The 22,902-nt window shown below is 56.7% G+C and carries 19 protein-coding genes; 11 read left to right on the top strand and 8 right to left on the bottom strand.

Annotated features, from left to right (window positions below):
* Nucleotides 1–67: 67 nt before the first annotated feature.
* Entirely contained in the window at nucleotides 68–538 is a 471-nt protein-coding gene (gene rpsG / locus NW839_RS06760; RefSeq protein ID WP_011432554.1) for a 30S ribosomal protein S7, read from the bottom strand.
* A gap of 83 nt (nucleotides 539–621) precedes the next feature.
* The gene (rpsL, locus tag NW839_RS06755) at nucleotides 622–1,029 is read right to left on the bottom strand and encodes a 30S ribosomal protein S12 (RefSeq protein ID WP_414349901.1); all 408 of its coding nucleotides are present in this window, start codon (nucleotides 1,027–1,029) and stop codon (nucleotides 622–624) included.
* Between the two features lie 209 nt (nucleotides 1,030–1,238).
* On the opposite strand from rpsL, the gene NW839_RS06750 reads away from it, so the two are divergent.
* Nucleotides 1,239–1,931 carry a ComF family protein gene (locus NW839_RS06750; protein ID WP_414349900.1) on the top strand — a complete coding sequence of 231 codons (693 nt, stop codon included), beginning with the start codon at nucleotides 1,239–1,241 and terminating at the stop codon, nucleotides 1,929–1,931.
* On the opposite strand, the gene NW839_RS06745 is transcribed toward NW839_RS06750, so the two are convergent.
* From NW839_RS06745 to NW839_RS06735, 3 genes are all read right to left on the bottom strand, one after another.
* Nucleotides 1,909–2,934: an HD-GYP domain-containing protein gene (locus tag NW839_RS06745; RefSeq protein ID WP_414349899.1), complete on the bottom strand. Its 1,026-nt coding sequence runs from the start codon at nucleotides 2,932–2,934 to the stop codon at nucleotides 1,909–1,911. The two genes, NW839_RS06750 and NW839_RS06745, sit on opposite strands and share 23 nt — an antisense overlap.
* A 193-nt stretch (nucleotides 2,935–3,127) precedes the next feature.
* Nucleotides 3,128–4,066 carry a prohibitin family protein gene (locus tag NW839_RS06740; RefSeq protein ID WP_414349898.1) on the bottom strand — a complete coding sequence of 313 codons (939 nt, stop codon included), beginning with the start codon at nucleotides 4,064–4,066 and terminating at the stop codon, nucleotides 3,128–3,130.
* 80 nt (nucleotides 4,067–4,146) lie between these two features.
* Complete coding sequence (locus tag NW839_RS06735; protein ID WP_414343102.1) at nucleotides 4,147–4,950, bottom strand: prohibitin family protein; 804 nt, start codon at nucleotides 4,948–4,950, stop codon at nucleotides 4,147–4,149.
* Between the two features lie 248 nt (nucleotides 4,951–5,198).
* On the opposite strand from NW839_RS06735, the gene NW839_RS06730 reads away from it, so the two are divergent.
* Entirely contained in the window at nucleotides 5,199–5,474 is a 276-nt protein-coding gene (locus NW839_RS06730) for a hypothetical protein (protein WP_414349897.1), read from the top strand.
* 182 nt (nucleotides 5,475–5,656) lie between these two features.
* Here the strand turns inward: NW839_RS06730 and NW839_RS06725 are convergent, their stop codons facing one another.
* Complete coding sequence (locus NW839_RS06725; RefSeq protein WP_414349896.1) at nucleotides 5,657–7,933, bottom strand: ComEC/Rec2 family competence protein; 2,277 nt, start codon at nucleotides 7,931–7,933, stop codon at nucleotides 5,657–5,659.
* A 257-nt stretch (nucleotides 7,934–8,190) separates the two neighbouring features.
* Between NW839_RS06725 and cphA the strand changes: the two genes are divergently transcribed.
* From cphA to NW839_RS06710, 3 genes are all read left to right on the top strand, one after another.
* The gene (gene cphA, locus NW839_RS06720; protein WP_414349895.1) at nucleotides 8,191–10,887 is read left to right on the top strand and encodes a cyanophycin synthetase; all 2,697 of its coding nucleotides are present in this window, start codon (nucleotides 8,191–8,193) and stop codon (nucleotides 10,885–10,887) included.
* 322 nt (nucleotides 10,888–11,209) lie between these two features.
* Complete coding sequence (locus NW839_RS06715) at nucleotides 11,210–11,410, top strand: hypothetical protein (protein ID WP_011432545.1); 201 nt, start codon at nucleotides 11,210–11,212, stop codon at nucleotides 11,408–11,410.
* A gap of 137 nt (nucleotides 11,411–11,547) precedes the next feature.
* Complete coding sequence (locus tag NW839_RS06710) at nucleotides 11,548–12,402, top strand: prepilin peptidase (protein ID WP_414380536.1); 855 nt, start codon at nucleotides 11,548–11,550, stop codon at nucleotides 12,400–12,402.
* A 77-nt stretch (nucleotides 12,403–12,479) separates the two neighbouring features.
* Here the strand turns inward: NW839_RS06710 and NW839_RS06705 are convergent, their stop codons facing one another.
* Together NW839_RS06705 and NW839_RS06700 are read right to left on the bottom strand one after the other, a co-directional pair.
* A complete protein-coding gene (locus NW839_RS06705; RefSeq protein WP_414349893.1) occupies nucleotides 12,480–16,466 on the bottom strand; it encodes a magnesium chelatase subunit H in 3,987 nt (1,328 codons plus the stop codon).
* A 241-nt stretch (nucleotides 16,467–16,707) separates the two neighbouring features.
* Entirely contained in the window at nucleotides 16,708–17,688 is a 981-nt protein-coding gene (locus NW839_RS06700) for an integron integrase (protein WP_414349892.1), read from the bottom strand.
* Nucleotides 17,689–18,576: 888 nt separating this feature from the next.
* On the opposite strand from NW839_RS06700, the gene NW839_RS06695 reads away from it, so the two are divergent.
* From NW839_RS06695 to NW839_RS06670, 6 genes are all read left to right on the top strand, one after another.
* Nucleotides 18,577–18,918 carry a DUF4288 domain-containing protein gene (locus NW839_RS06695; RefSeq protein WP_414349891.1) on the top strand — a complete coding sequence of 114 codons (342 nt, stop codon included), beginning with the start codon at nucleotides 18,577–18,579 and terminating at the stop codon, nucleotides 18,916–18,918.
* Nucleotides 18,919–19,629: 711 nt separating this feature from the next.
* A complete protein-coding gene (locus NW839_RS06690) occupies nucleotides 19,630–20,607 on the top strand; it encodes a putative CRISPR-associated protein (protein ID WP_414349890.1) in 978 nt (325 codons plus the stop codon).
* Between the two features lie 493 nt (nucleotides 20,608–21,100).
* Nucleotides 21,101–21,295 (top strand): PIN domain-containing protein, encoded by a 195-nt coding sequence (locus NW839_RS06685; RefSeq protein WP_202943711.1) that lies wholly within the window; start codon nucleotides 21,101–21,103, stop codon nucleotides 21,293–21,295.
* 203 nt (nucleotides 21,296–21,498) lie between these two features.
* Nucleotides 21,499–21,789, top strand: a complete 291-nt coding sequence (locus NW839_RS06680; protein ID WP_414329506.1) for a nucleotidyltransferase family protein — start codon at nucleotides 21,499–21,501, stop codon at nucleotides 21,787–21,789.
* A complete protein-coding gene (locus tag NW839_RS06675; protein ID WP_414349889.1) occupies nucleotides 21,779–22,117 on the top strand; it encodes a DUF86 domain-containing protein in 339 nt (112 codons plus the stop codon). The genes NW839_RS06680 and NW839_RS06675 overlap by 11 nt, the downstream gene beginning before the upstream one ends.
* Before the next feature lie 47 nt (nucleotides 22,118–22,164).
* Complete coding sequence (locus NW839_RS06670) at nucleotides 22,165–22,437, top strand: hypothetical protein (RefSeq protein WP_414347213.1); 273 nt, start codon at nucleotides 22,165–22,167, stop codon at nucleotides 22,435–22,437.
* The last annotated feature ends 465 nt before the right edge of the window (nucleotides 22,438–22,902 follow it).

Here is a 22,902-nt window from a genome sequence, read left to right as displayed (position 1 = left end):
ACCTCGCTGGAACTCGGGCTGGGCAGAACAGGGATCCCAAAAGTCTCCACTGCTCCGCCAGGCTAGTTCAGTAGCGGTAGTGGGCAAAGGCCTTGTTGGCCTCGGCCATGCGATGCACCTCTTCCCGCCGTCGAATGGCGCTGCCGGTTTCGTTGGCTGCATCGATCAGCTCATTGGCCAACTTGGCGGCCATGGTGCGACCTGGACGAGTGCGCGAAAAGGTCACCAACCAGCGCAGCGCTAGGGAAGTGCCCCGTTCTCCTCTCACCTCCACAGGCACCTGATAAGTGGCTCCGCCCACCCGGCGGGCTTTCACCTCCACCAGTGGGGTGGCGTTGCGAACAGCATTTTCCAGCAAGGGCAGTGGGTCTTGGCCAGTGCGCTCCCGCACAATGTCCAGAGCTTCATAGAGGATCCTGGCAGCCAGGGATGCCTTACCCCTCATCATCAACTTGCGGATCAGCATGGTAACCAGACGGCTCCCATACTTGGGATCCGGGGGCACATCACGACGAGGGGCACGGTTGCGGCGAGACATAGGAGCTGGGTTGCTTGTTCAGATGAGGATGGCAGAAAGAAAGATGACGAGTGGGATATGGAGGGTTGAGGGTGAGGGCAAAGCTATTTTTTCTTGCCAGCGGCGGCTGGAGCTTGGCCCGGCTTGGGCCGTTTCGCCCCGTATTTGGAGCGGCCTTGTTTGCGGTCTTTGACCCCTGCAGCGTCGAGGGTGCCCCGGATAATGTGGTAACGCACGCCGGGCAAATCCTTAACCCGCCCACCGCGAATCAGGACCACAGAGTGCTCCTGCAGGTTGTGGCCGATGCCAGGAATGTAGGCAGTGACCTCAAAGCCGGAAGTGAGGCGAACGCGAGCCACTTTTCTCAGGGCCGAGTTGGGCTTTTTGGGCGTTGTCGTGTACACTCGGGTGCAAACCCCCCGCCGCTGTGGACAAGCCTTCAGGGCAGGGGACTTGGTTTTGCGAGCGGCAACGCTGCGCTCCTCACGGATCAGTTGCTGAATGGTGGGCATGGGCTGGCAGAGAAGGTCACGGCTTAAATTTTAAATTATCCGGTTGAATTATCCGGCGATATTGAATCCTAGCAAGGCGGGATCCCAGCGTCAACTTGGGGATGGACTGCTGGGCTGTTAGCCTGGCCGAGTCTGAATTTCGGCCTCGTTCCCCCCTTGCCTCAGCTTTTTAGGAGACTCTGCACACCAGAAAGGATCCCTAGCAGACGATGGGCTGGTTAGATTGGTGGATTGTGCCTCCATGTCCGCTTTGCCGGCGCCCTGCCAAGGCCGTGTTCTGTCAAGACTGTCAAAGGCGGTTGCAGGCGGAGCGCCTTGCCACTTGGCCAGTCACCACCTCGCCTTGGCCACTTTACGCCTGGGGGATCCACCGGGGGGCGCTGCGCAGGGCCATCTACTGCCTGAAGTACGAGGGACAACGGCGCATTGGCTCGGTTTTGGGAGAATGGCTGGGATCCCGTTGGGTCGAAAGCCAGTCCACCTCTTTAGGCTCCCCTGGGGCCTACACGGTGGTGCCCATCCCTCTGCATGCAGAGCGGCTGCGGCAGCGGGGCTATAATCAGGCAGCCTTGATCAGCCAGGCTTTTTGCGAGCGCACCGGTCTTCGCCACCTGCCCGATGCTCTGGTGCGGGTGCGGGCCACAGCGGCTCAACATGAGCTCAACCCGCTGCAACGACAGCACAACTTGGCCGGGGCCTTTGCCCTGAAACAAGTTCCGGCCACACCGGTGTTGCTGGTGGATGACATCTACACCACCGGCTCTACTGTGCAAGCCGCCCAGCAGGTATTGGCCGCTGCCGGGATCCGTGTAGCCGGGGTAATCGTTGCCGCTCAAACCCCAAAAGCCGCCTCTCCAGACTGGCCCGGCCCTCCAGACCCTATCCCGCCTCCACCAAATTAAAGGCGGTGACAAACATAAAGTCACAAAACTCGCGCACCAAGTTCGGATCCCGCCAGCCCTTGCGGGTTTCCTCCCGCAGCACTCCTATGGCCTGTTCGGCAGTCAAGGCGGGTTTGTAGGGGCGAGGGGAGATCAGAGCGTCGAAGATGTCGATCACCTGAAAGACGCGGGCCAACAGGGGAATCTCTTCGCCTGCCAGCCCATCCGGGTAGCCGCTGCCATCCCAACGCTCGTGGTGGTGGCGGATGATCGGCAGCACATCCTGCATGGTGCGCAAGCCCCGACAAATGTCTTCGCCAATCAAGACGTGGGACTTCATGATCTCCCATTCTTCCGGGGTATGCTTGCCCTGCTTGCACAAAATCGCATCCGGGATCCCGACTTTGCCGATGTCGTGCAGGTAGCCGCCCCAGCGCAGGGCCTTGATCTGTTGACGAGACAGCCCCAAGTAACGGCCAAACTGTTCCCCCATGGCCACCAAGCGTTCGCAATGGTCACCCGTGGTGGGATCCCGACTTTCCACGGCGCGGGCAATGGCAAACAACACCTTGGCGGCGTGATCCAGATCTTCGTTCAAACGCTTTTGGTGGATGGATGAGCGTACCCGCGCCAGCAGCTCCACGTGATCGAAGGGCTTGGTCAAAATGTCGTCGGCCCCCACCTGCATCCCCATCAGGCGATTGGAGCGGTCGGTCAGGGCTGTAATCAGCACAACGGGGATCAGGCGGGTCAGCTCATTGGCCTTCAGTTGCCGGCAGACATCGAACCCGCTCATGTTCGGCATCAGCACATCCAGCAGCACCAAGTCTGGCCGGAGTCGCTCCACGGCTTCTAAAGCCTCTTCGCCGTTGGTGGCCTCGCTCACGCGGAAGTGGGCTGACCGCAACAGCTCACCGATGTAGAGGCGGCTGCTGGCCTGATCGTCCACCACCAAAACATGATCCGCCTCCGCCAGCTTCGGGTTTAGGCGGGGAAAGGGGGTGTGGATCAGGTGGGAGTTCATGGTGGTAAAACCTAGCCTTGCATCGAGTACGAGCTTTCCCCCTGAGTTGGATTCGGCGCAACTCTACGAGGGATCCCAGCCCAGACTCCTGGCGGTAGGATGTCAACGAACTCGAATGACATCCCTCCGCCTTCACATCTGGACACACTTTATACTCAGACTTTTAAGTCTGTACTCCGCAACTTTGCTGAACCTACTGCCCTCTTTGCAGGGCTGCCTGATGGGGATCCACATTGAGAAACACGGTGGCATCTCCCTCGACGCGGATGATGCGCAAACGGGGCAGCGAGCCCGTCGGGTTTTGGATGCGCTCTTGCAGCTTCTCGTAGAACAGCAGATCCGCCAGTTGCGCGTTCTGCGCTGCCGCTTGTCCTTTCAGCTCAATGGCCCGCTGGTTGGCCGCCGCCAAGATCAGCAGCCGCTCGGTCTCTTTTTCCTGAATTTGCGCCCGCACTGCCGCCGTTTGTGCTGTAATCGAGGCCACCTGTTTGCGTTCAATCGAGTCTCTTAAGGCTTGTGGGAAATCGGGGTTGCCCAGAAACAGGCCCTCCACCTGCACCAGAGGCAGGGTTTGGCCATCGCGGTTGACAGTAGGCATCTCTTGGCGAATCAAGTCCAGCGCTCGTTGTTCGATGGCAGCCCGCTGGCTTTTCCGGTAAAAGTCTTCCGAATTGAAAGAGGCGGAGATATCCCGGATTTTGGAGCGCACCACCGGCACCACCACCGTGGAAAGATAGTTCTCGCCGATGTTGGCGTGCAGCTCGTCCAAAGTGGCGAGGTTGGGCTTGAGGGCAATGGCTACATCGATGGCAAAGGCTTGCCCATCGGCGGTGTTCACGGTGATGGCGTTGCTGATGGCATTGGCCGAGGCGGGGTCGTTGGTAAACTCCCAAACGCGGGTGAGCACGGTGTAGGTGATCGGCGTTTCGATCCCCGGGATCCGGAAGATGACCCCCGGCAATTCTACCCGCCCCTTCTGCAACCCGGAAAAGGTATTGAAAACTACAGTGGCATGTCCGGGCAAAGTGACGTACAGGCAAGCGCGGAGCACTCCCAGGGCCGCCAAGACGGCGATCCCTCCTACGGTTAACCAACCCACTCTGCTTTGGGGTGCTTCTCCTGTTGGATACATGGCGGCTGCTCCCGTTTTAGGGTCGGTGAGAAGAGCTGAGGAAATTGGGGACAGGCTAAAAGGATTGATTTCCTGTTGAGTTATTTGGTGATCAAAGTTTCCAGACGGGATCCCAGTACCGCAGCTTTCACCACCTCTAAGTACTGCGGATTTTGGGTGAGGGCCTGTGCTTTGGCTCTCAATTGACCGGCTTCTGCCTCCGCTTGAGAAATGATGGCGCGGGCATCTTGGCGGGCCTGCTCGATCTCAAATTGCTTTTGCGCCAGTTGATTTTCGGCAATGGTCTTTGCCTCAATGGCCGCTACAAAATCAGGATCGAAATCCACATCCCGCAGCAGAAAATCCAAAACCTCGATGCCGTATTCCTTCAGCAGAAGAGCCACCCGTTCGCGGATTTGGCCCTGGAGCAGCGGGCGCTCCGTGGAATACAGAGCCTGGGCAGAAAAGCCGCTGGTCTCATTCAGAATGACCGACCGAACAATGGGAGCGATGCGATCCAGGTAATTTTCCCCCAGTTGCGTATAGACCTTGGGGGCGTCCACAATGCGAAACTGCAGCGTCGCCTCAGCCGCAATCTGCTGCCCATCCTGAGAAAGGGCCACCAGCCGCGGTGCGTAGGCGGTCGGGTCGTTGTCTTTCCAGGTCAGAGCTTGGGTTTTTACATCAAAAATCACCGTGCGAGAGACAAAAGGCGGCACCCAATGCAGACCTGGCTGCAAAGCCATCGGGCTCACCCCCCCTCCCCAGGTGAACACCACCATATTTTCTCCGTTGCCCACCAGTCGCAGCGGCCTGCCCATTGCCACTAGGATCAATACGGCTCCGGCAAGGGTGGCCTTGGGCAACCAGCGACCAACTCGCCTTTCCCAACCTTCTGCTCGCATCTCCCCATCTCCTGCGCATGCAGCCATTCTCGCGGCTGTGGGGAAATGAGGCTGAGAAATCGCCGCTATCTTTTAAGTTTTCTCCAGGGATCCCGCGAGAGATCCCGCGCTTGCTTACCCACTGTTCTCAACGATGTCGAGAACTCTACAAAGTTTACAAAAGATTACTTCATACTTTGCAAAGACCCGTGACGGACAGGCGAAAAGGGAAGAAGATTAAGACATAATAAAGATTTGGGTTGCCGTTCATGCTGTCCATTCCCGATTACGAGCGGCGGGACATCCAAGTGCCACTCTCGTGCATCCCCGTTGCCGCCCGGGCCTTGATCCGGCAGGGGGTATCCGTCTGCTGGCGGGAAGAAAGCCTGTCTGCCTTGATTCGTCTCGGATCCAAAGGAGCCGCCGACCGAGCCGCCATTCTGCTGGTGGAAATGAGCCTCATGGGCCAACCTGAGGAGCTAAAAAGCTGGCTGGAGATGTGCTGGCGACTGCCCGCTTGTCCCAGGGAACCGCTGCAGGTGTAGGGGTACCCTCTGTGGACGAATGCGGGATCGGCTTCTGTAGCTATTCCTCTGTAGCTACTCTGAACATGTCTAAGACATCCCCCGCCGCCTTGCCCTGCTGGCCTCTCTCCCACTTTGTTTGGGAAGCTGCAAGCTTTTTTGCTCGAATTCTACCGAGTTTGTACCCCAGACTACAGCGCTGCTCAATCCAATTGTGACCTCAAGGTTTGCACTCCCCGCCGCGACCAGCTTACCGCTCCAGACCGATCGGCTACGTAGAGGGGTCGTTGTTTCTGCCGGAACCAGGTGACCACCGTCTCGCCGACAGAGCCAGAGCTAATGCCCGCCTGCACCTGAAAGCGCTCCAACAGATCCAGAATCAGGGATCCTCCGTCCCACCACAGCCAGTCGATCTGGGCCGGCATCAGTGGGGATCCGGTTAGCTCGGCTTGCACATGGGTGCCGGCAGAGCCCAGCAGCAGCCAATGGGATCCCTCAGCCTCCAGTGTCAACACCAGGGGATTGGTGTAGACAGCTTGCAGCCGCAGCCGCTCCGAGAAAGGCATCCGATCGCCTGGCTGCAGCACCTGATAGGGGATCCCGGCAGCTTGCACAGCACTGAGGGAGCGCAGGTAACTTTCGGAAGCCGCATTAGCCCCTCCCCCATCCCAAAATTGCCCAATCGCGCTGGCGGGACGCAGTCCTTTGGAGAAAGCCGACAGCAGGATCTCCCAGCCGCCATTGGCAGAGCCGGCGGAGGTCATGGCCACCGCCCCGTCCAGACGGTGCAAGCCCTGCTGCCGCAAAAAGGGCAACACCGTGCGTTCTGCCAAACGGGGATCCCCGCTGTTGAGCAAGAGGTGGCGCCCTTCCGCTTGAATGGCCAGGATGGGGATTCGCCCACTGGCCAAGGCGGTGATCTGAACGGCTGGCCCCGGCCACAACCCCGGCCCCAACAGGATCCCGACCAGGATCAAGGCAGTGCCCTGCCAGCGGAAAGCCCGTTGCCACCGTGGCCAAAAGGTCACGGCCACCAGCGCGCCGTAGAGGAGCAAGCACTGGAGCAGAGAAACTCCGCCGGTGTAGTAGGAGCTGAAGGGCCAACCGGCTATCCAGCTCACCCAGTTGATCAAAGGCGTGAGAAGCAGCCCTAGGGGCCTTGCCAGCAGGAATCCCAGCCCTGGAGAGAGTAAAGCCACAAAGGCCACCCCGAACCCCGCCACCAGCAGCGGCACTAGCAGAATCAGCAGCAGCGGGTTGGCCAGCAGCGAGTAGGTAGGGATGCGGCCAAAGATGGCCACTTGCAGCGGCAAGGTCCAGATCTGGGCTGCCAGCGGAACGGCCAAGGCGGTGGCCACAGCCGGAGGCAAAAAGTCCAGCCGGGAAACAATTGGGGCTGTTCCGACCAGCAGGCCCAGGGTGGCGGCAAAGCTGAGCTGAAACCCCAGGTCTGTAATCCACAGCGGCTCGTAGATTAAGAGCAAAACTGCCGCCACCAGTAGCGTCCCCAGGGGATTGAGCTTCACCTTTCCTTCCAGGCGCGGCTCCGTCAGCACCAGCATGGCCGCCGCCCCCATCAGTGCCGCTCGCAACACCGAAGGGCTGAACCCCGTGAGGGCGGTATAAAGCCCCAGCACCGCCAGGATGCTCCCCTGCTGCAGGCGCACCGCCAACCGCCGTGTCAGGACAAACACCACCCCCACCAACAGCGACACATGGAACCCAGAGGCGGCCAGCGCATGGGCCATGCCGATTTCCCGGAAGGCATCCTGCAAGTCGAAATCCAATTGGGCGGCCCGGGATCCCAGCACCAAGGAAGCCAACAGATTCCCCTGCCGCTCCCCCAATCCAGCAACGAACGCCTCTCGCACCCGCCGCCGCAACACCCAGCCCCCCCAACCTCTTCCCCCCGGCTGCAGGATCACCTCACGGGCGCTGAAGCCGGCAAAAGCCCCCTGGCGCTGCAGGTAGGCTTGAAAATCAAAGCTGCCCGGGTTCAAGGCCGGACTGGGAAGGTACAGGGATCCCGTCAGGCGCACCCGTTGGTTGGGGTGGAGATCCTTGTCCTGGAGGGCCTCAGGGCCGGTGGTGACGTAGAGCTTGCCGCTGACCTGGCGGGCCGTGGAGTCGGCGTTGAGCACCTGCTCTGCTCTCAGCCAAAATTGCCGCCGTTCGCTGCGGGTGGGACGAGGTTCCGAGAGGACGGTGCCCACCAAGTTCATCTGCTGCTGGGGGGCCAACAGACTGATATCCGTCGGGCCGGGAAAAGGCTGCCGCCAACCCAGGTAATTCCAAGCCAGACACCCCACCAGACCCATCGCCAGCCAAGTGCGGGCCAGACGCGGTTGCCGCCGGCACAGCAGGGATCCCGCCAGCCCCAATCCCAGCAGGATCCCCCAGCCCCACCCGGCAGCCTGGGGCCAAGCCCGCACCAGCAGGCCCAAGATCCAGCCCAACCCCAGCAGATAGGTTCTTTCCATGTGCCGCAGACCCGTCTGCCCCCCACTGTACCGATGTGGTCAAGCGGGATCCATTGCGTTGTCTTAACCTTGCTCGCCTGCCGAAAGAATTGTATTAAAGGATACTCTTTCTCGACCTTGGCAAAGGGAGTGTAGATTAGGGCTGGTCGCGCCAGCGGGATGTAGTCCTTGGCAGTTTCCTGCGCCGGCATCCTGAAAACGACCCTAAAACGACCCTAAGTTATCTGTCCCCTTCCCCGCTGTTTCCCCTAGACCCTATGCGCATCCGATCCATCCGCGTTCTCAGTGGCCCCAACTACTGGAGCATCCGTCGTCATAAGCTGATTCAAATGCGGCTTGATCTGGAAGACTTGCAGGAGCGACCCACCAACACCATCCCGGGTTTCAAAGAAAGGTTGGAGGCCCTGTTGCCGGGACTGTGGGAACACCAGTGCTCCCGCGGCTGCTATGGGGGATTCTTGCAACGGGTGGAAGAGGGCACCCTCATGGGCCATGTGGTGGAGCATGTGGCCTTGGAACTGCAGACTCTGGCCGGCATGAAAGTGGATTTTGGCCGCACCCGCGAAACCTCCACCCCCGGCACCTACAACGTCGTGTTCGAGTATCAAGAGGCAGAGGCCGGGCGCTTTGCGGCCAAAGCTGCAGTCTACCTCTGTCAGGCTTTGGTGGATGGAGAAGACTACCGCCGCGACCTAGAACTGGACATTCAAGAGTTGCGAGAGATCCGAGAGAACGTCCGCTTCGGCCCCAGCACCCAAGCTTTGCTGGACGAGGCCGCCCTGCGCGGGATCCCCTATCTGCGCCTCAACAAGGGATCCCTGGTGCAACTGGGGTACGGCGTCTACCAAAAGCGCATCGAAGCCACCACCACTGAAAAAACCAGCATCATTGCCGCCGACCTGGCCGCCGACAAGCGGGCCACCAAAGAACTGCTGCAGGACATGGGGATCCCGGTGCCCAAGGGCTATACGGTGCGTCGCCGCAGCGAGTTGGCAGCCACCATCGAGGATGTCGGGGGCTTTCCGGTGGTGATCAAGCCCCTTAACGCCAACCACGGCAAGGGCATCACCGTCAACATCACCAGCCTGGAAGCCGCCGAGATCGCCTACGATGCCGCCAGCCAATACTCCGATGTGGTGTTGGTGGAAAAGCACCTGGTGGGGGATGACTACCGACTGCTGGTGATCAACAACAAGCTGGTGGCTGTGGCCAAGCGGATCCCAGCCTATGTGGTGGGAGATGGCCGCTCCACCATTCAAGAGCTGATCGACGAAGTCAACAGGGATCCGCGGCGGGGGTTTGGCCACGAAAACGTGCTGACCCAAATTAGCGTTGATGACATGACCCTGCGCATCCTCGAAAGCAAAGGCTACACCCTGGATACGGTGCTGCCCGAAGGAGAACATTGCACCCTCAAATCCACCGCCAACCTGAGCACCGGAGGCATCGCCGTCGATTGCACCGATATCATCCATCCCTACAACGCCTTCATTGCCGAACGGGCAGCTCAGATCATCGGCCTGGATGTGGCGGGCATCGACCTCATCTGCCCGGACATTGCCCAGCCCGTCAACGAAACCGGTGGCGGCATTGTCGAGGTGAACGCTTCTCCGGGTTTGCGCATGCACCTGGCCCCCAGCGAAGGGATCCCGCGCAATGTGGCTGAGCCCATCATCGACATGCTCTTTCCCCCCGGCAGCCACACCCGCATCCCCATCCTGGCCGTCACCGGCACCAACGGCAAAACCACCACCACCCGCCTGATCGCCCACATCCTCAAAGGCATCGGCAAGCGGGTCGGCTTCACCACCACCGACGGCGTTTACATCCAAAACCATCAAATTGCCAAGGGAGACATGACCGGCCCCCACAGCGCCCGCCTGGTGCTCAGGGATCCCACCGTAGAAGTGGCGGTGCTGGAAACGGCGCGAGGCGGCATTTTGCGAGAGGGGCTGGGGTTTCCGGAATGCGATATTGGCGTGGTGCTCAACGTAACCTCAGATCACTTGGGGTTGGGGGATATCGAAACCCTAGAAGACATGGCCCGCGTCAAATCCGTCTTGGTGGAAGCGGTACACGAGCGGGGCTACGCTGTCTTGAATGTCGATGATGGTCTGGTGGCCGCCATGGCCGCCAATGTCAAGGCGACAGTGGCCTATTTCAGCATGAACCCGGAAAATCCCCTCATTCAAAAGCACATTGCTTCCGGGGGCATAGCAGCTGTCTATGAAGAGGGCCACATCTCAATTTTGAAACGGGGCTGGAAACTGCGCATAGAAGATGTAACCAAAATTCCCCTCACCCTCTCTGGCAAGGCCAGCTTCATGATCCAAAATGTGCTGGCCGCTACTTTGGCAGCCTTCCTGCACGGGGTTTCCATCGACGACATCCGCATGGCGCTGGGCACCTTCACCAGTTCTGTAGCCCAGACCCCCGGTCGCCTCAACTTGTTTGATGTAGGGGGCTACCAGGTGTTGGTGGACTATGCCCACAACCCAGCAGGTTACGAAGCCATTCAAAGTACCCTGGAGCGCTGGGATTGCCAACGAAAAATTGGGGTTATCGGCGGGCCTGGGGATCGGCGCAACAGCGACCTACGAGAGCTGGGAGTCTTGGCAGCGCGCATGTTCGACCGAGCCATTGTCAAAGAAGATGATGACCGGCGAGGACGGGAACCAGGCGAGGTGGCCGCCCTAATCCGGCAGGGTTGGGAACAGGAAAAGGCAGGGGATCGTCTGCAGGAAATCTTGGATGAGGCAACTGCTATCGAAACCGCTCTGGAGAAAGCCGAACCCGGAGACCTGGTGGTGATCTTTCCGGCGGATGTACAGCGCACCATCCAGATCATCACCCGCTTTCAAGACAAGCTCAATCCCAAACCCAGTTACCGCGGCTCTTCCTACAGCATCGGCCCAGATTTGATCTCCCCCAGCCCTGACGTCAAACTGTCTTAGGCTGGCTGCCGACAACTCCAGAGTGCTCTATGGCCTCCATTCCTGGACAGACATCGAGAATTGAGTGGGCGGAGGTGACCCATAAGTCCTCGGCGGCGATATCCTAAGTTTAGGCTGGCGGGGGCGGGTGACTTGTCTTTTGGGAAGCAGCAGGTGTTCGGCTCAGGGGATCCTCGGCTTTTCAGAAGCCTTAACCGTTCTAAAAAAGTCTGAGGGATGGCAGACAGAACTTTGGGGATCCCAAAAGGTCTAAAGACTCCGTCCCGCCGACGCGATGGGAATGTCGTTAGGGTAGTTGTGAATTTGGCAAGGAAAACAGCTCATGGACAGCGCTCTGCTTCAAGCGGCTCGCCAGATTTATCAATTTCATCTGCAGTATCGACCGGAAGTGCTGGAGCAACCTCCGCGGGGGGTAGTTATTCACCGCCGTACCCTGCGAGGGGATCTGATCTTTTCCGAGTTCCCCATCCTGCTGCCCCAGGAAACTTTTATTCCGCTGCAGCAATTGGAGCCGCTGCGGTGAGGCACAAGGAGCTACGCTGACAGAGCAGATCCTTCCTTTTTCTGCCTTTAGGGACTCCGTCCTGCCGACGCGATGGGAATGGCTGCCATGCTCGAGATTCTCCCCTACTGCACAACGCTCACATGATGTGGCTGAGCATGATGTGGCTGAGCAGCGCCGACGCCAACAGAATCTGGGAGCTGCGCCTGTTGGCCTGGGTGCTGGTACTGGTGCTGGGGGCCTGTGTGGGCAGCTTCTTGAACGTGGTGGTCTATCGCCTGCCGCAGGGTCTTTCTCTGCTCCATCCCGGATCCCATTGTCCAAGCTGCAAGACGCCGCTGGGCCCCACGGAGAACATTCCCATCCTAGGCTGGTTGTTGCTGCGCGGTCGCTGCCGCCATTGTGGAGCGCAGATTAGCTGGCGCTACCCTGCCGTTGAGGCGTTGACAATGGGCCTGTTTGCCCTCAGCATCGGCGCTTTGGGGTTTTCTGCCCAAGGGATCCTCACCTGCATCTTGTTGAGCTGGCTGTTGGCCCTGGCGCTCATCGATCTGGATACCTTTTTGCTGCCGGAGGAGCTGACCCGTTCAGGCCTGGTGGTGGGGCTTTTGGCCCGCCTGGCTCTGCCGTGGCTCCAGGGATCCGGATCCCTGGCCGCTACAGGCCTGTCACTGGTGGAAGGGATTGCAGGAGCTGTGCTGGGCCTCTGGCTGTTGGAGGGGATTGGCCTTTTGGCCCAGTGGGCCTTGCGACGGGAGGCCATGGGTGGGGGAGATGGCAAGCTGTTGGCCCTGATCGGCATGTGGTTGGGCTGGCAGGGGGTGGTGGTGGCCCTTCTTTTGGGTTCCGGGTTTGGCCTGCTGGCTAGCTTGCTGGCCATGACCAAGGGGCGGGCCCGCCTGGGAAAGCCCATCCCCTTCGGCCCCTACTTGGCTATGGGCGGAGGGGTAGCCGCTCTAGCCGGATCCCAACTGGTGGAGGGCTACCTGCGCTGGCTTGACCTGGTGGGGTAGAGCTACCCTGCCCCCCTCCCCAGGAGAGAGAGGGGTAGAGATGCCCGTTCGGGCCAACTTAGGACAGGGAGAACTCTCTACTCCACCCCCTCGATCCGGTCTTCCACTTCCTGGTACAGCTCCTGCAGACGCTCGATATTGGCCTGGGAAGTCTGCCAGTAGCCACGCCCATGCACCTCCAGCAGGGATCCGACAATGCGCCGGAAGGAGTGGGGGTTGAGGTTCATCAAGCGCTGCCGCATCGCCTCGTCCTTGATGAAAGTCTCGTTGGTTTCCTCGTAGATCCAGTTGTCCACCGCACCTGCCGTGGCCGACCAGCCCGAAGTGTTGACCAACCGCTTGGCGATCTCCCGTACCCCTTCGTAGCCGTGCTTGAGCATCCCCTCATACCACTTGGGGTTGAGGAGCTTGGTGCGGGCGTCCAGACGGATGGTTTCGCTCAGGGTGCGGATCTGGGCGTTGGGCGTGGTGGTATCTGCCATGTAGGCCGAGGGGGCCTTGCCGTCGGGGCGCAGGCTTTGCACCAGCTTGGTGGGATCCGCGTCGAAGTAGTGGCTGACATCGGTCAGGCTGATCTCCGAGGAGTCCAGGTTCTGGAAGGTCACATCCACCGTCTTCAAGCTGGCTTCAAAAAGCTGCCGCATCTGCTGGTTAGGCAGATTCGAGCCAAAGGCAAAGGACTTGCGGGATAGGTACATCTCCCGCAGCTCCCTCTCGTCCTCCCAGGAGCTGTTTTCCACCGCCAGGTTGATGTTGGCGGAGTAGGATCCGGAAGCGTTGGAAAAGACCCGCGTTGCCGCCTGCTCCAACGTCAGCCCCAGCTCTTCTGCCTGCTGCAAGGCGTGCTTGCGCACGAAGTTCAGCTCCAGGGGCTCGTTGGCCGTGGCCGCCAGCTTTACCGCCCGGTCGATCAGATCCATCTGGTTGACAAACAGATCCCGGAATACCCCCGAGCAGTTCACCACCACATCGATTCGGGGACGGCCCAGCTCCTCCAAGGGGATCAGCTCCACCTTGTTCACCCGCCCCAGGGCATCGGGTTTGGGTCGCACCCCCAGCAAACACAGCACCTGCGCCAGGGATTCCCCATAGGTCTTGATGTTGTCGGTGCCCCAGAGCACCACCGAGATGGTCTCCGGGTACTTGCCGCCGTTGCTGCTCATCTCGCGGGCCAGCAGCCGTTCCACCACGATCTCCGCAGACTTAATCGCGGCTGCCGTGGGGATAGACTGGGGATCCAAAGCGTGGATGTTGCGCCCTGTCGGCAACACATTGGGGTTGCGGATGGGATCCCCCCCCGGCCCCGGCAAAATGTACTCCCCTTCCAAGGCCCGCAGCAGGGATCCCAGCTCTTGGTCGGCGGTAATTTGCTTGAGGCACTCCTCCAGAAATTCAAACAAGGGCTTCAAAAGATCCGGATCCACCTGGGGGTAGCCCGCTTCTTTTAGGACTGCCAACCAGGGGGCTTGCCGGCCCATGTTGAAAAAGTTGAGCTTGGCCACCCGCGCGACCCGGCCCTGGGCATCGGTCTGCTCCTGCACCAGAGCTGCCACTGCCTTTTGACAAGCTTTGTTGATGCGATCCAGCAGCTCCGTATCCGCCAGGTGCCCCCGATCTCGGTTGCGGTAGATCTCGTCGATGTCCCGGCCCAGGCTTTGGGCAAGAATGCGCGGCAGACCCAGGATCCCTTCTTCCGGGCGGTCGATGCTGGCAATGCTCACCAAGGTGGCAATCGCCTCTTCGGCGGTGGGGGGCGCCCCGATCACGTGCAGGCCACAGGGCAGCAGCCGCGACTCGATCTCCATCAGCTGGGCGTAGAGCTTGCCCACCACCCTGTCCCGCTCTTCCAAGCTCAACTGGGCGGCGTCCCCCTGGGGCAACTCCACATCCTTGTCCAGGTTCACCAGCCGCGCCTTGTCGCAGATGGCGTTGACGATGGCGATGCCCCGCGCCCCCTCCCGCAGGGTTTGGTAGGAGCCGATCATCTCCCGCAGCTCTTGCAGCCCCTTGTAGAGGCCGGCGTTTTCTGCCGGCGGCGTCAGGTAGCTGATGGTACAGGCGTAGCCCCGCCGCTTGGCAATAGTGGCCTCACTGGGATTGTTGGCGGCGTAGTAGTACAGGTTGGGCAGGGATCCAATTAGATTATCCGGATAGCACTCGCCCGACATGCCGATCTGCTTGCCCGGCATGAACTCCAGGGATCCATGGGTGCCAAAGTGCAGCACCGCATCCGCCCCCCACACTTTCTCCAGGTAGGTGTAGTAGGCAGCAAAGCCGTGGTGGGGGCTGGCTGACCTGGAAAAAAGCAGCCGCATGGGATCCCCTTCATAGCCGAAGGTGGGCTGCACCCCGATGAACACATTGCCAAAGTGCTTGCCGTAGATCAACAGATTTTGCCCATCGGTATTCAGGTGCCCCGGCGCTGGCCCCCAGTATTGCTCGATGGCTTTCACGTAGGGTGTCAGCGCCTCGTACTCCCGCACCGACAGTTTGGCGGCCACATTCAGCTCCGGGCTGGCGTACTGGGCCTGGGGATCGTGCAGGATGGACTCCATCAGCTCCTGCGGGGTTTTGGGCAGCAAGGACTCCGTCCCGCTGTCGCGAACAGAGCCGAGGTCATAGCCGTTGTGGGCCAGGGCCTGCATCACCCGGTGAATAGAGGCAAATACATCCAAGTAGGCTGCTGTCCCCACATTGCCTTTGTCCGGTGGGAAGCTGAAGACGGTGATGGCGATCTTCTTCTCCAGCTTGGGCTTGCGCCGCAAATTGGCCCATTTAATGGCCCGCGCCGCGATCAGCTCGATCCGATCCTGCATTGCGTGAGCTTTGCCGGTGGCCGCGTCCCGCCCTGAGAGGATGATGGGATCAATGGCCCCGTCCAGCTCGGGAATGGCAATCTGCAGAGCCACCTGCACCGGGTGCAGCCCCAGGTCGCTGGCAGCCCATTCCTCCGTCGATTGAAACACCAAGGGCAGCGCCACCATGTAGGGGCGATTCAGCCGTTGCAGCGCTTCCACCGCCTTGGGGTGATCCTGCCGCGCCGGCCCTCCCACCAGGGCAAACCCGGTTAGCGACACGACCACATCCACAATGGGCGCTGTCTTCTGCGCGTTCCAGAAAAACTCGTTCACTGGCTTGGAGAAATCTAGACCCCCGGCAAACACCGGCACCACCCGCGCCCCGCGCGACTCCAGCTCTTGCACCATGGCCACGTAGTGGGCATCATCCCCCGTCACCAGGTGGGTGCGCTGCAACACCAACCCCACGCAGGGAGCCAAGGGATCCTTCACGTCCTGCGGCAGATCCTCGCGGGCGTTGTACCAATCCAAATACTCCGCCAGACTGGCAAACATCTGCGGCGCCAAGGGGTGCCAGATGCCCATCTCCAAGTAGGTGACCGGCTCGGCAAAGGAGAGCTGCCCCCGCATCCCCGGCAGGTAGCGATCCGCCAACATCAGCAAAAAGTTCTCCAGGTTCTCGCGGGATCCCCCCAGCCAGTACTGGAAGCTGAGCATGAAGTTGCGGGCATCCTGCGCCTTGTCGAAGGGCAGATACTTCAGCACCTTGGGCAGCGTCTGCAGCAGCTTCAACATCCCCTCCTGGAAGTTGGATCCCTGCTGGCGCTTGCGCATGAACTGGGCGATGGCGCTCTTGGACTGGCCTAGCTGCGCCATAGAAAAGGCTCCCATCTTGTTCAGGCGCATCACCTCCGGCATGGAGGGAAACACCACCACCGCATCCAGCCGTTCCCGCAGGGGTTCTACCGCCTGCACCACCTTCTGGGCAATGTCCTCGATGAAGATCAAGGATCCAATAAAGACATTGGCCGTTTCCAGATCCCGCCGAAAAGCCTCATAGCCCGCGGGATCCCGCAGCTCCTCCACCAGATAGCCGGACAGCTCCACCGCCAGCTTGGAGTTGTGGGCGTTGATGCGCTGCACTGCTGCGGTCAGGGCACTCTGATATTGCGGCTCCAACACCACATACACCACCTTCATCAAGCGGCGATCCCCTACCTCGGCAGGGGTAACGTGGCGGGTGATGGGCTTAACCAGAGTAAACATGCGGTCGCTCTCCGTCGTGCAATGCAAAAATTGGGTAAACCGGGGAAAGGATTCTGTCCTGCTAACGCGAAAGGACTCCGTCCCTCTGACGCGATAGGCAGGATCCCCTATTGTCTGTTTCCCGTTCTACCAGAGAAACGGATCCCTGCTGGGAGCATGGCGGCAAGGTCGTAATAATTCGCAATGATCGCTGAGGTACTGTAAAGGGGAAGAGGATCCCTTCCCCAGAGAGCGTCCCCTTCTAAGGATCCAATGGACTTCTCACCCCGCGCCCGCCTTTATTCAGCACATGGGTGTAAATCATGGTGGTTTTGACATCTTTGTGGCCCAACAATTCTTGGACGGTGCGGATGTCGTAGCCGTTTTGCAGGAGATGAGTGGCGAAACTATGGCGGAAGGTGTGGCAACTGACCCGCTTGGGGATCCCGGTTTTTTGGACAGCTTGTTTAATCGCCCGTTGTAATCCAGACTCATGCAAATGATGGCGGCGGGTGATACCAGTGCGAGGATCCTGAGATAACCTTTCTGCCGGAAAGACATATTGCCAGCTCCACTCCCGCTCCGCATTGGGATACTTGCGCTCCAAAGCAAATGGCAGATAGACTGAGCCGTATCCTTGTTCCAAATCCTGCTGATGTTGTCGCTTTGCCCAGAGCAAGTGTTCTTGCAAAGGTTCCACTAAGGTTTCTGGCAGCATCGTTAACCGGCTCTCCATCCCTTTACTATTGCGAATCACCAGTTGCCGTTGGTTAAAATCCACATCTTTGACCCGGAGCTGCTGGGCTTCCGCCAATCGCAAGCCACTGCCATACAGCACCTGCACCACCAAGCGATGGATCCCGGATAGATGCACAATGATGTCTTTGACCTCCTCAGGGGTTAAGACCGTAGGCAAATAGCGTGACCGTTTGGCTCGCACGGCGTCTAGGTCAAGGTCTAGCTCCAGATGCAGCACTTCTCGGTAAAGGAACAACAGCGCACTGAGAGCCTGGTTTTGGGTGGAAGCGGCAACCTTACCCTCCACCGCCAGGTGAGTGAGAAAGGCGTTGATTTCTTCGCCGCCCATCTCCTTGGGGTGTCGCTTGTTGTGAAACAAGATAAAGCGACGGATCCAGAGAAGATAAGATTTCTCGGTTTGGTAGGAGTAGTGTTTGACCCGGAGGGCATCACTGACTTGCTCCAGGAGCTTTCTGGGTCTAGGTATGGGTGTGTTAATGCTCATTCAGCCAGATAAAAACCCTTTGGAGGTAATTATCGCTCAAAATGTTGACTATACAGACAAATTAGGGTAGCATTACACTAGGCGATGGAAAAGTCTGCTTCTTAGGTGATTATCAGTCATCTAGCTGCAGAAACACATGTTATGTTGCCAGCCCTAATCAAGACTCGTTGCTAAAGAAAGGGATTCCATTGACATGACAAGTCAAGATTCTAAAACTCTTGTCATCGATACCTTGTCCTCTCAATTAGCACGAGTGAAGCAAACTGATGGATCTCATTGTATGAAAGCTCAACCATTTAAGCTCGCACAGTTTTTTCTAATACTGTTATCGCTGCTCCTATTTGTGGGTTGTGGCAGTGGATCTCGGACTGCTTCGACTATTAACTCGGATCCATCACTGTCCATCATTGGGGTAGAACGGTCACAGCCAGGTGATCCCGTCGATTGCAGTACCTGTTGTCGTCGATGTGTGACGGGTAAAGCCTGTGGCAATAGCTGCATCAACGTCAACTTGGAGTGCCATCAACCGCCGGGATGTGCCTGCAATAAGGTAGAAGATAGCTGTTATCTGCCTGAAGGTAGAAGATAGCTGTTATCTGCCTGCCCCGGATCCCTGTGGCCCATCCGTAGAGCGATCCCTATCCTCAGCGGATCCAGCTTTCTACACCGCCAGTTGTCCGTCTGCCGACTGTGTTGCTAATAACAATTTGGGTGACATTGCTGATAGCTTCATTAGCAGATGCCGAAAAGCATCAATCAGACAAGAATTTCCAGGAGAGCTTTTGAACGAAACACTTGGCAACATAAAGGCGGGAAATGCCGCAAACTACAAGAAAGCGTGGAAGCTGTTAAATGATCGCGGATTTTTGAAATAGTTGGAGAATCAGAATGGATCGTCAAGACATAAACGTTTATATCGCTGTGTTAGTTTATGAATCTTCATCATCATCGCCAGACTATAAAACTCTTTTTGAAGAGAGTTTTATGCTAATAAAGGCTAGTTCTCTAGAAGAAGCAAATCAGAAAGCCCAGGAATATGCAAACGCTCATATATGTACATTTAATAATGAAGTAGGTGACTCAATAACGTGGAAGTTAAAGCATATTGTTGATGTGAATCAAGTTTTGTATGATGTCGATCTTGATGGAGCAGAAATTTACGCTCGACATTTTCGTAATTATCAAGCATACAAAGAGTTTGAACCACTTTTGTCAGGTGAAGAACTATAGTTTGGCTTTCCTATGCTCAATTCTAATGGTCTCAATGTACTCAATACAATAAGCAAAAAAAAATGGATCCCTCAACCAAGCTCAGAAATCTCGATATAGCGCGAGCCTCATCCCAAATCATTGTCATTATGTTGCCAGCCTTGGTAGAAAGTCAGTGATTGGGTAGGGATCCCTGGGGGCTGGTCACTGAGGATCCTGATGCTTTTGGGGCTGATGGGTTACCCAACATAACAAGTCACTGCACCCGACCTTGAGGTAGATTACTGATTGGGATCCTTGGTTTGGGGTGGCGGGTGAGTTCGGCCGTTATGTTGCCAGCGCTAGACTTGTGCCTAGTCAAGGTTGTTGGTGAAGGGGCGCTGGGGTCTGTGGGTAGTTGAACCGATCGGTGGAAAAATTTACACAACATAACAAGTCACTGCACCCGACCGTATGCTAAGCTGTTCATATCATCCAAAGCCAGTGGCCGCGGGTGAGTTCAGACGTTGGGCGGCTTCGCCTAAGTTCAAGTTGGGAGAGATTTTATGCCCCAGAGAAATACTTTGATATGCACGGTTGGAACAAGTCTTTTTGAAGGCAACTTAAGTCGTTTGTCAGCAACTACACCCAATGTGCCATCAAATTGGGAAAATATTCGCAAGGCTTATGATGAACAAAATTGGACAAATTTAGGCTTATGATGAACAAAATTGGACAAATTTAGCTGAAGAGATGCTTAGAGTCTCGCCAACCGACAGAGTGTGCGGCGCTGAAATCAACACAATAGAAGAAGCCCGAAGAAAAAGCTGGCTTGAACTTGAAAATCTAATTTTTCTTGTTTCGGATACTCCTAAAGGAAAAAACACAGGAGAATTTCTAAAGCGCTATTTTGAACGACGTACCGACCTCAATTTACGAAATCTCGAATATCAAACTGTTGATAATCTTCAAGATGAGCGCCCCACAGATTTTAGAGTTCACGGCTTAAGAAATCTTGTTCGCAAAGCTGGCGAATATATACAAAGATTTGGTGGTGCTGAATATGTCGCCATTGACGCAACTGGCGGATACAAAGCGCAAATAGCAATAGCCGTTATTGTTGGGCAGGCATTGAACATACCTGTTTTTTATAAACACGAGAGATTTTCGGAAATTATAGATTTTCCTCCGTTGCCCATATCATTCGACTACGAAATTCTTGCACAAAATGCAGATGTACTAACAGACTTTGAACGCGGCGGAGCGTTTTCGCGCAGTGAATTAGGTGAAATTGACGAAAAGCTTCGTGTTTTATTGGCAGAGATTGTTGTTGATGGGGAGTCTGTTTACGAATTAAGTCCGATAGGGCAGATTTACTTAACAGGTTTTCGTATCCGCAACCCAAAGCCGGTAAGACTAATACCAGCCGAAAATAAAAAAGAGCCATCGTTTAGAGATGACCATTACCCAATTGGGTTTAGAGATTTCGTGGGAAAAGTTTGGCGGGAAAACCCATGGATAGTAACAGCGAACTCATTGCCTTACGACAAGCAGAAATCAATTAAGGGTATTGGATTCTATGTTCGAGAAGAAGATGGCAAAAAACGGCTTATAGGAACGTTCCAAGATAAAGATAATTTTGGCGCAAGGTTTTGGATTCATGTTACCGATGAATCTTCAATCGCCTTAGCATGGGCGGCATACACCTTAAACCAGAAGTACAGACCATGAACAACAACTACGCCGCCCAACACGCGCTTCCACCTGACACCGCTCCGCTGCGCTTCGCGGCGCAGGTGAAGCGCAGGCCGTTAGATGGCTGATCGATGCGGTTCATAATGAGAAGTCTGCCGATGAAGAGATGTATAGCTCTCAGGGTTATGGCCTCGGCGCTGCTCGTCTTGCCACTGACATCTGTACCGACTCACGCTCAGGGAGGGCGCGCTGATATTGAGATCGATTTCGGCGCGTGTACTCCTGAGCGGCGGTTGGTCTTCTTCGCCTTCGGCTCTACGACCATCGAAGTGGCGGGTAAGGCGGGGGGGAGATGCGTAATGAGGTACGGGACCGAAATCGAGAATCCGATGTGGGATGGGTTCCTTGATAAGACATGCAGGGTGCCACTGCAAGCAGGGAGGCTAAGGTTCACGGTGAGGGATGCCGGGGTTGATTTCTCCCCCCTCAAGTCACACTGTGTTCCCACCCCACGTGTAAAGAAGAAGAATTGAGCGATGTCCTGCGGCGCAAAGGATTTGAAAGGTATATAACCGAGGAAGAACGGATGGAGTTCTTGAGCACTTTTGTTAGAGATGGCGTCTTGGTGGAGATTGTAGAGCGCGTGGCGACGTGTCGTGATCCCAAAGACGACAAGTTTCTTGAACTGGCTGTTAATGGCAAGGCAAGATGTGCGTGCCGTTAGATGTACCCAGAGACAAGATGATGAGCAAGCTCAAATGCCCTCATTGCGGGAACCCAGGGATCCCTGTCCTCTGCAAGGTGTGCCTCGGCTCAACTGTGCCTGCGACCTGCAAAGCGTTATGAATCTTTGTTTGAGTCGTAATTGAGAGGAAATAGGTGAGCTATAATTCATAATGGACTTTTCTTTTCATTGCAGGTTGGGTAATGCAAAAACAGGAAGTCCTTACATTACTGGCAAATCACCAGAACACTCTGAAGGACTTTGGCGTAAAGTCTCTAATGCTCTTTGGTTCAGTAGCAAGGGATGAAGCGCAAACAGACAGTGATATCGATCTGCTAGTAGAGTTTGACCGTCCAGTTGGATTGTTCACTTTTGTACGCTTGAAACGATATCTAGAGGAAATTTTAGAGAGTCCGGTTGATCTAGGTACGCCTGACTCCCTCAAGCCCTATCTGCAAGAATCCGTTCTCCGGGAGGTGGTTCGTGCCTTCTAGAGATTGGCAGAACAGAGTAAGAGACGTGCTAGCTGCGATTGAAGAGATCCGAGAGTTTATAAAAGACATCACGTTCGATGAATTTCAAGTCGATCGAAAGACAGTTGGGGCAGTTTTGTATAATCTTGCAATTATTGGTGAAGCAGTTCGCGGCATTCCACCAGAGGTGGAGGCTTCGCATCCTGAAGTTCCATGGGACGAAATGCGGGGAATGCGGAATATTGTGATCCATGAGTATTTTCAAGTGAGTTTGTCCATCATCTGGCAAACGATTCAAGAAGATCTTATTTTATTAGAAACCTCTCTTCGACAATTGATAAACCCTTAAGAGAAATGTATAATGTCGGAAGTAACAGCAGCATTAGACCTCACCTCATGCCCGGCTCCGATCCAGCGCGCCCATTTACTGTGGTGGTTGCCGACAACTTCCACTATGTGGAGAAATATAAAGAGTACGAGTACGGAAAGTTTGAGACCCTCGAAGCCGCAATTGCCGCTTGTAAGCGTATCGTCGACGAGTTTTTGATTGAGGCTTTGCGGCCCAGCATGACTGCTGACGAGCTCTACAGCGAATACACTTCGTTTGGAGACGACCCGTACATCGTTGGCTCGGAGGAGCCGGAAGTTCCCTTCTCAGCCCGTACCTAAGCAAAGGCGCGGTGTCTGGAGTTACGTGGATCCCAATCTGCACAAAACGCTGATGAGGATGAATCCGACAAATTGCCGGAGCAGCATCGGAAATAGAGGCAATTATCGGAAATAGAGGCAATTAAGTTAGATGAGGATCCCTCTGGGCCAGGATATATGGTTGTTTCAGACTGCAGGAAAGCAACTTGGGGATCCCAGGTTCCCCTAGTCTGCTTTGGGAGACAGATAAGGGGTATGTTTGTGTTGGCCGGTTAGAGATCGAAGGCAGGGCAAATGTCCCAGACTTATTCGGAATGACTATCGCAAACGGAGCTATTGTACTGGCTACCGTCTCATCGCCATTTGAATTGACTATAAGTAAACACACAAGCTCTCAAGCACGGGGGGGCAACGGTGGGCATTGGATCCCGGGAACCAGGGATTCCAGCAAGCCGCTACAGGCATCCCAGAGCAGCTCGATCACGT

Origin of the sequence: Synechococcus sp. R5-15 (genome assembly GCF_047462035.1) — a bacterium.
Taxonomy (GTDB): Bacteria; Cyanobacteriota; Cyanobacteriia; order Thermostichales; family Thermostichaceae; genus Thermostichus.
Note: the sequence above shows the minus strand (reverse complement) of the source record. Positions and strands in the feature narration are given on the sequence as shown.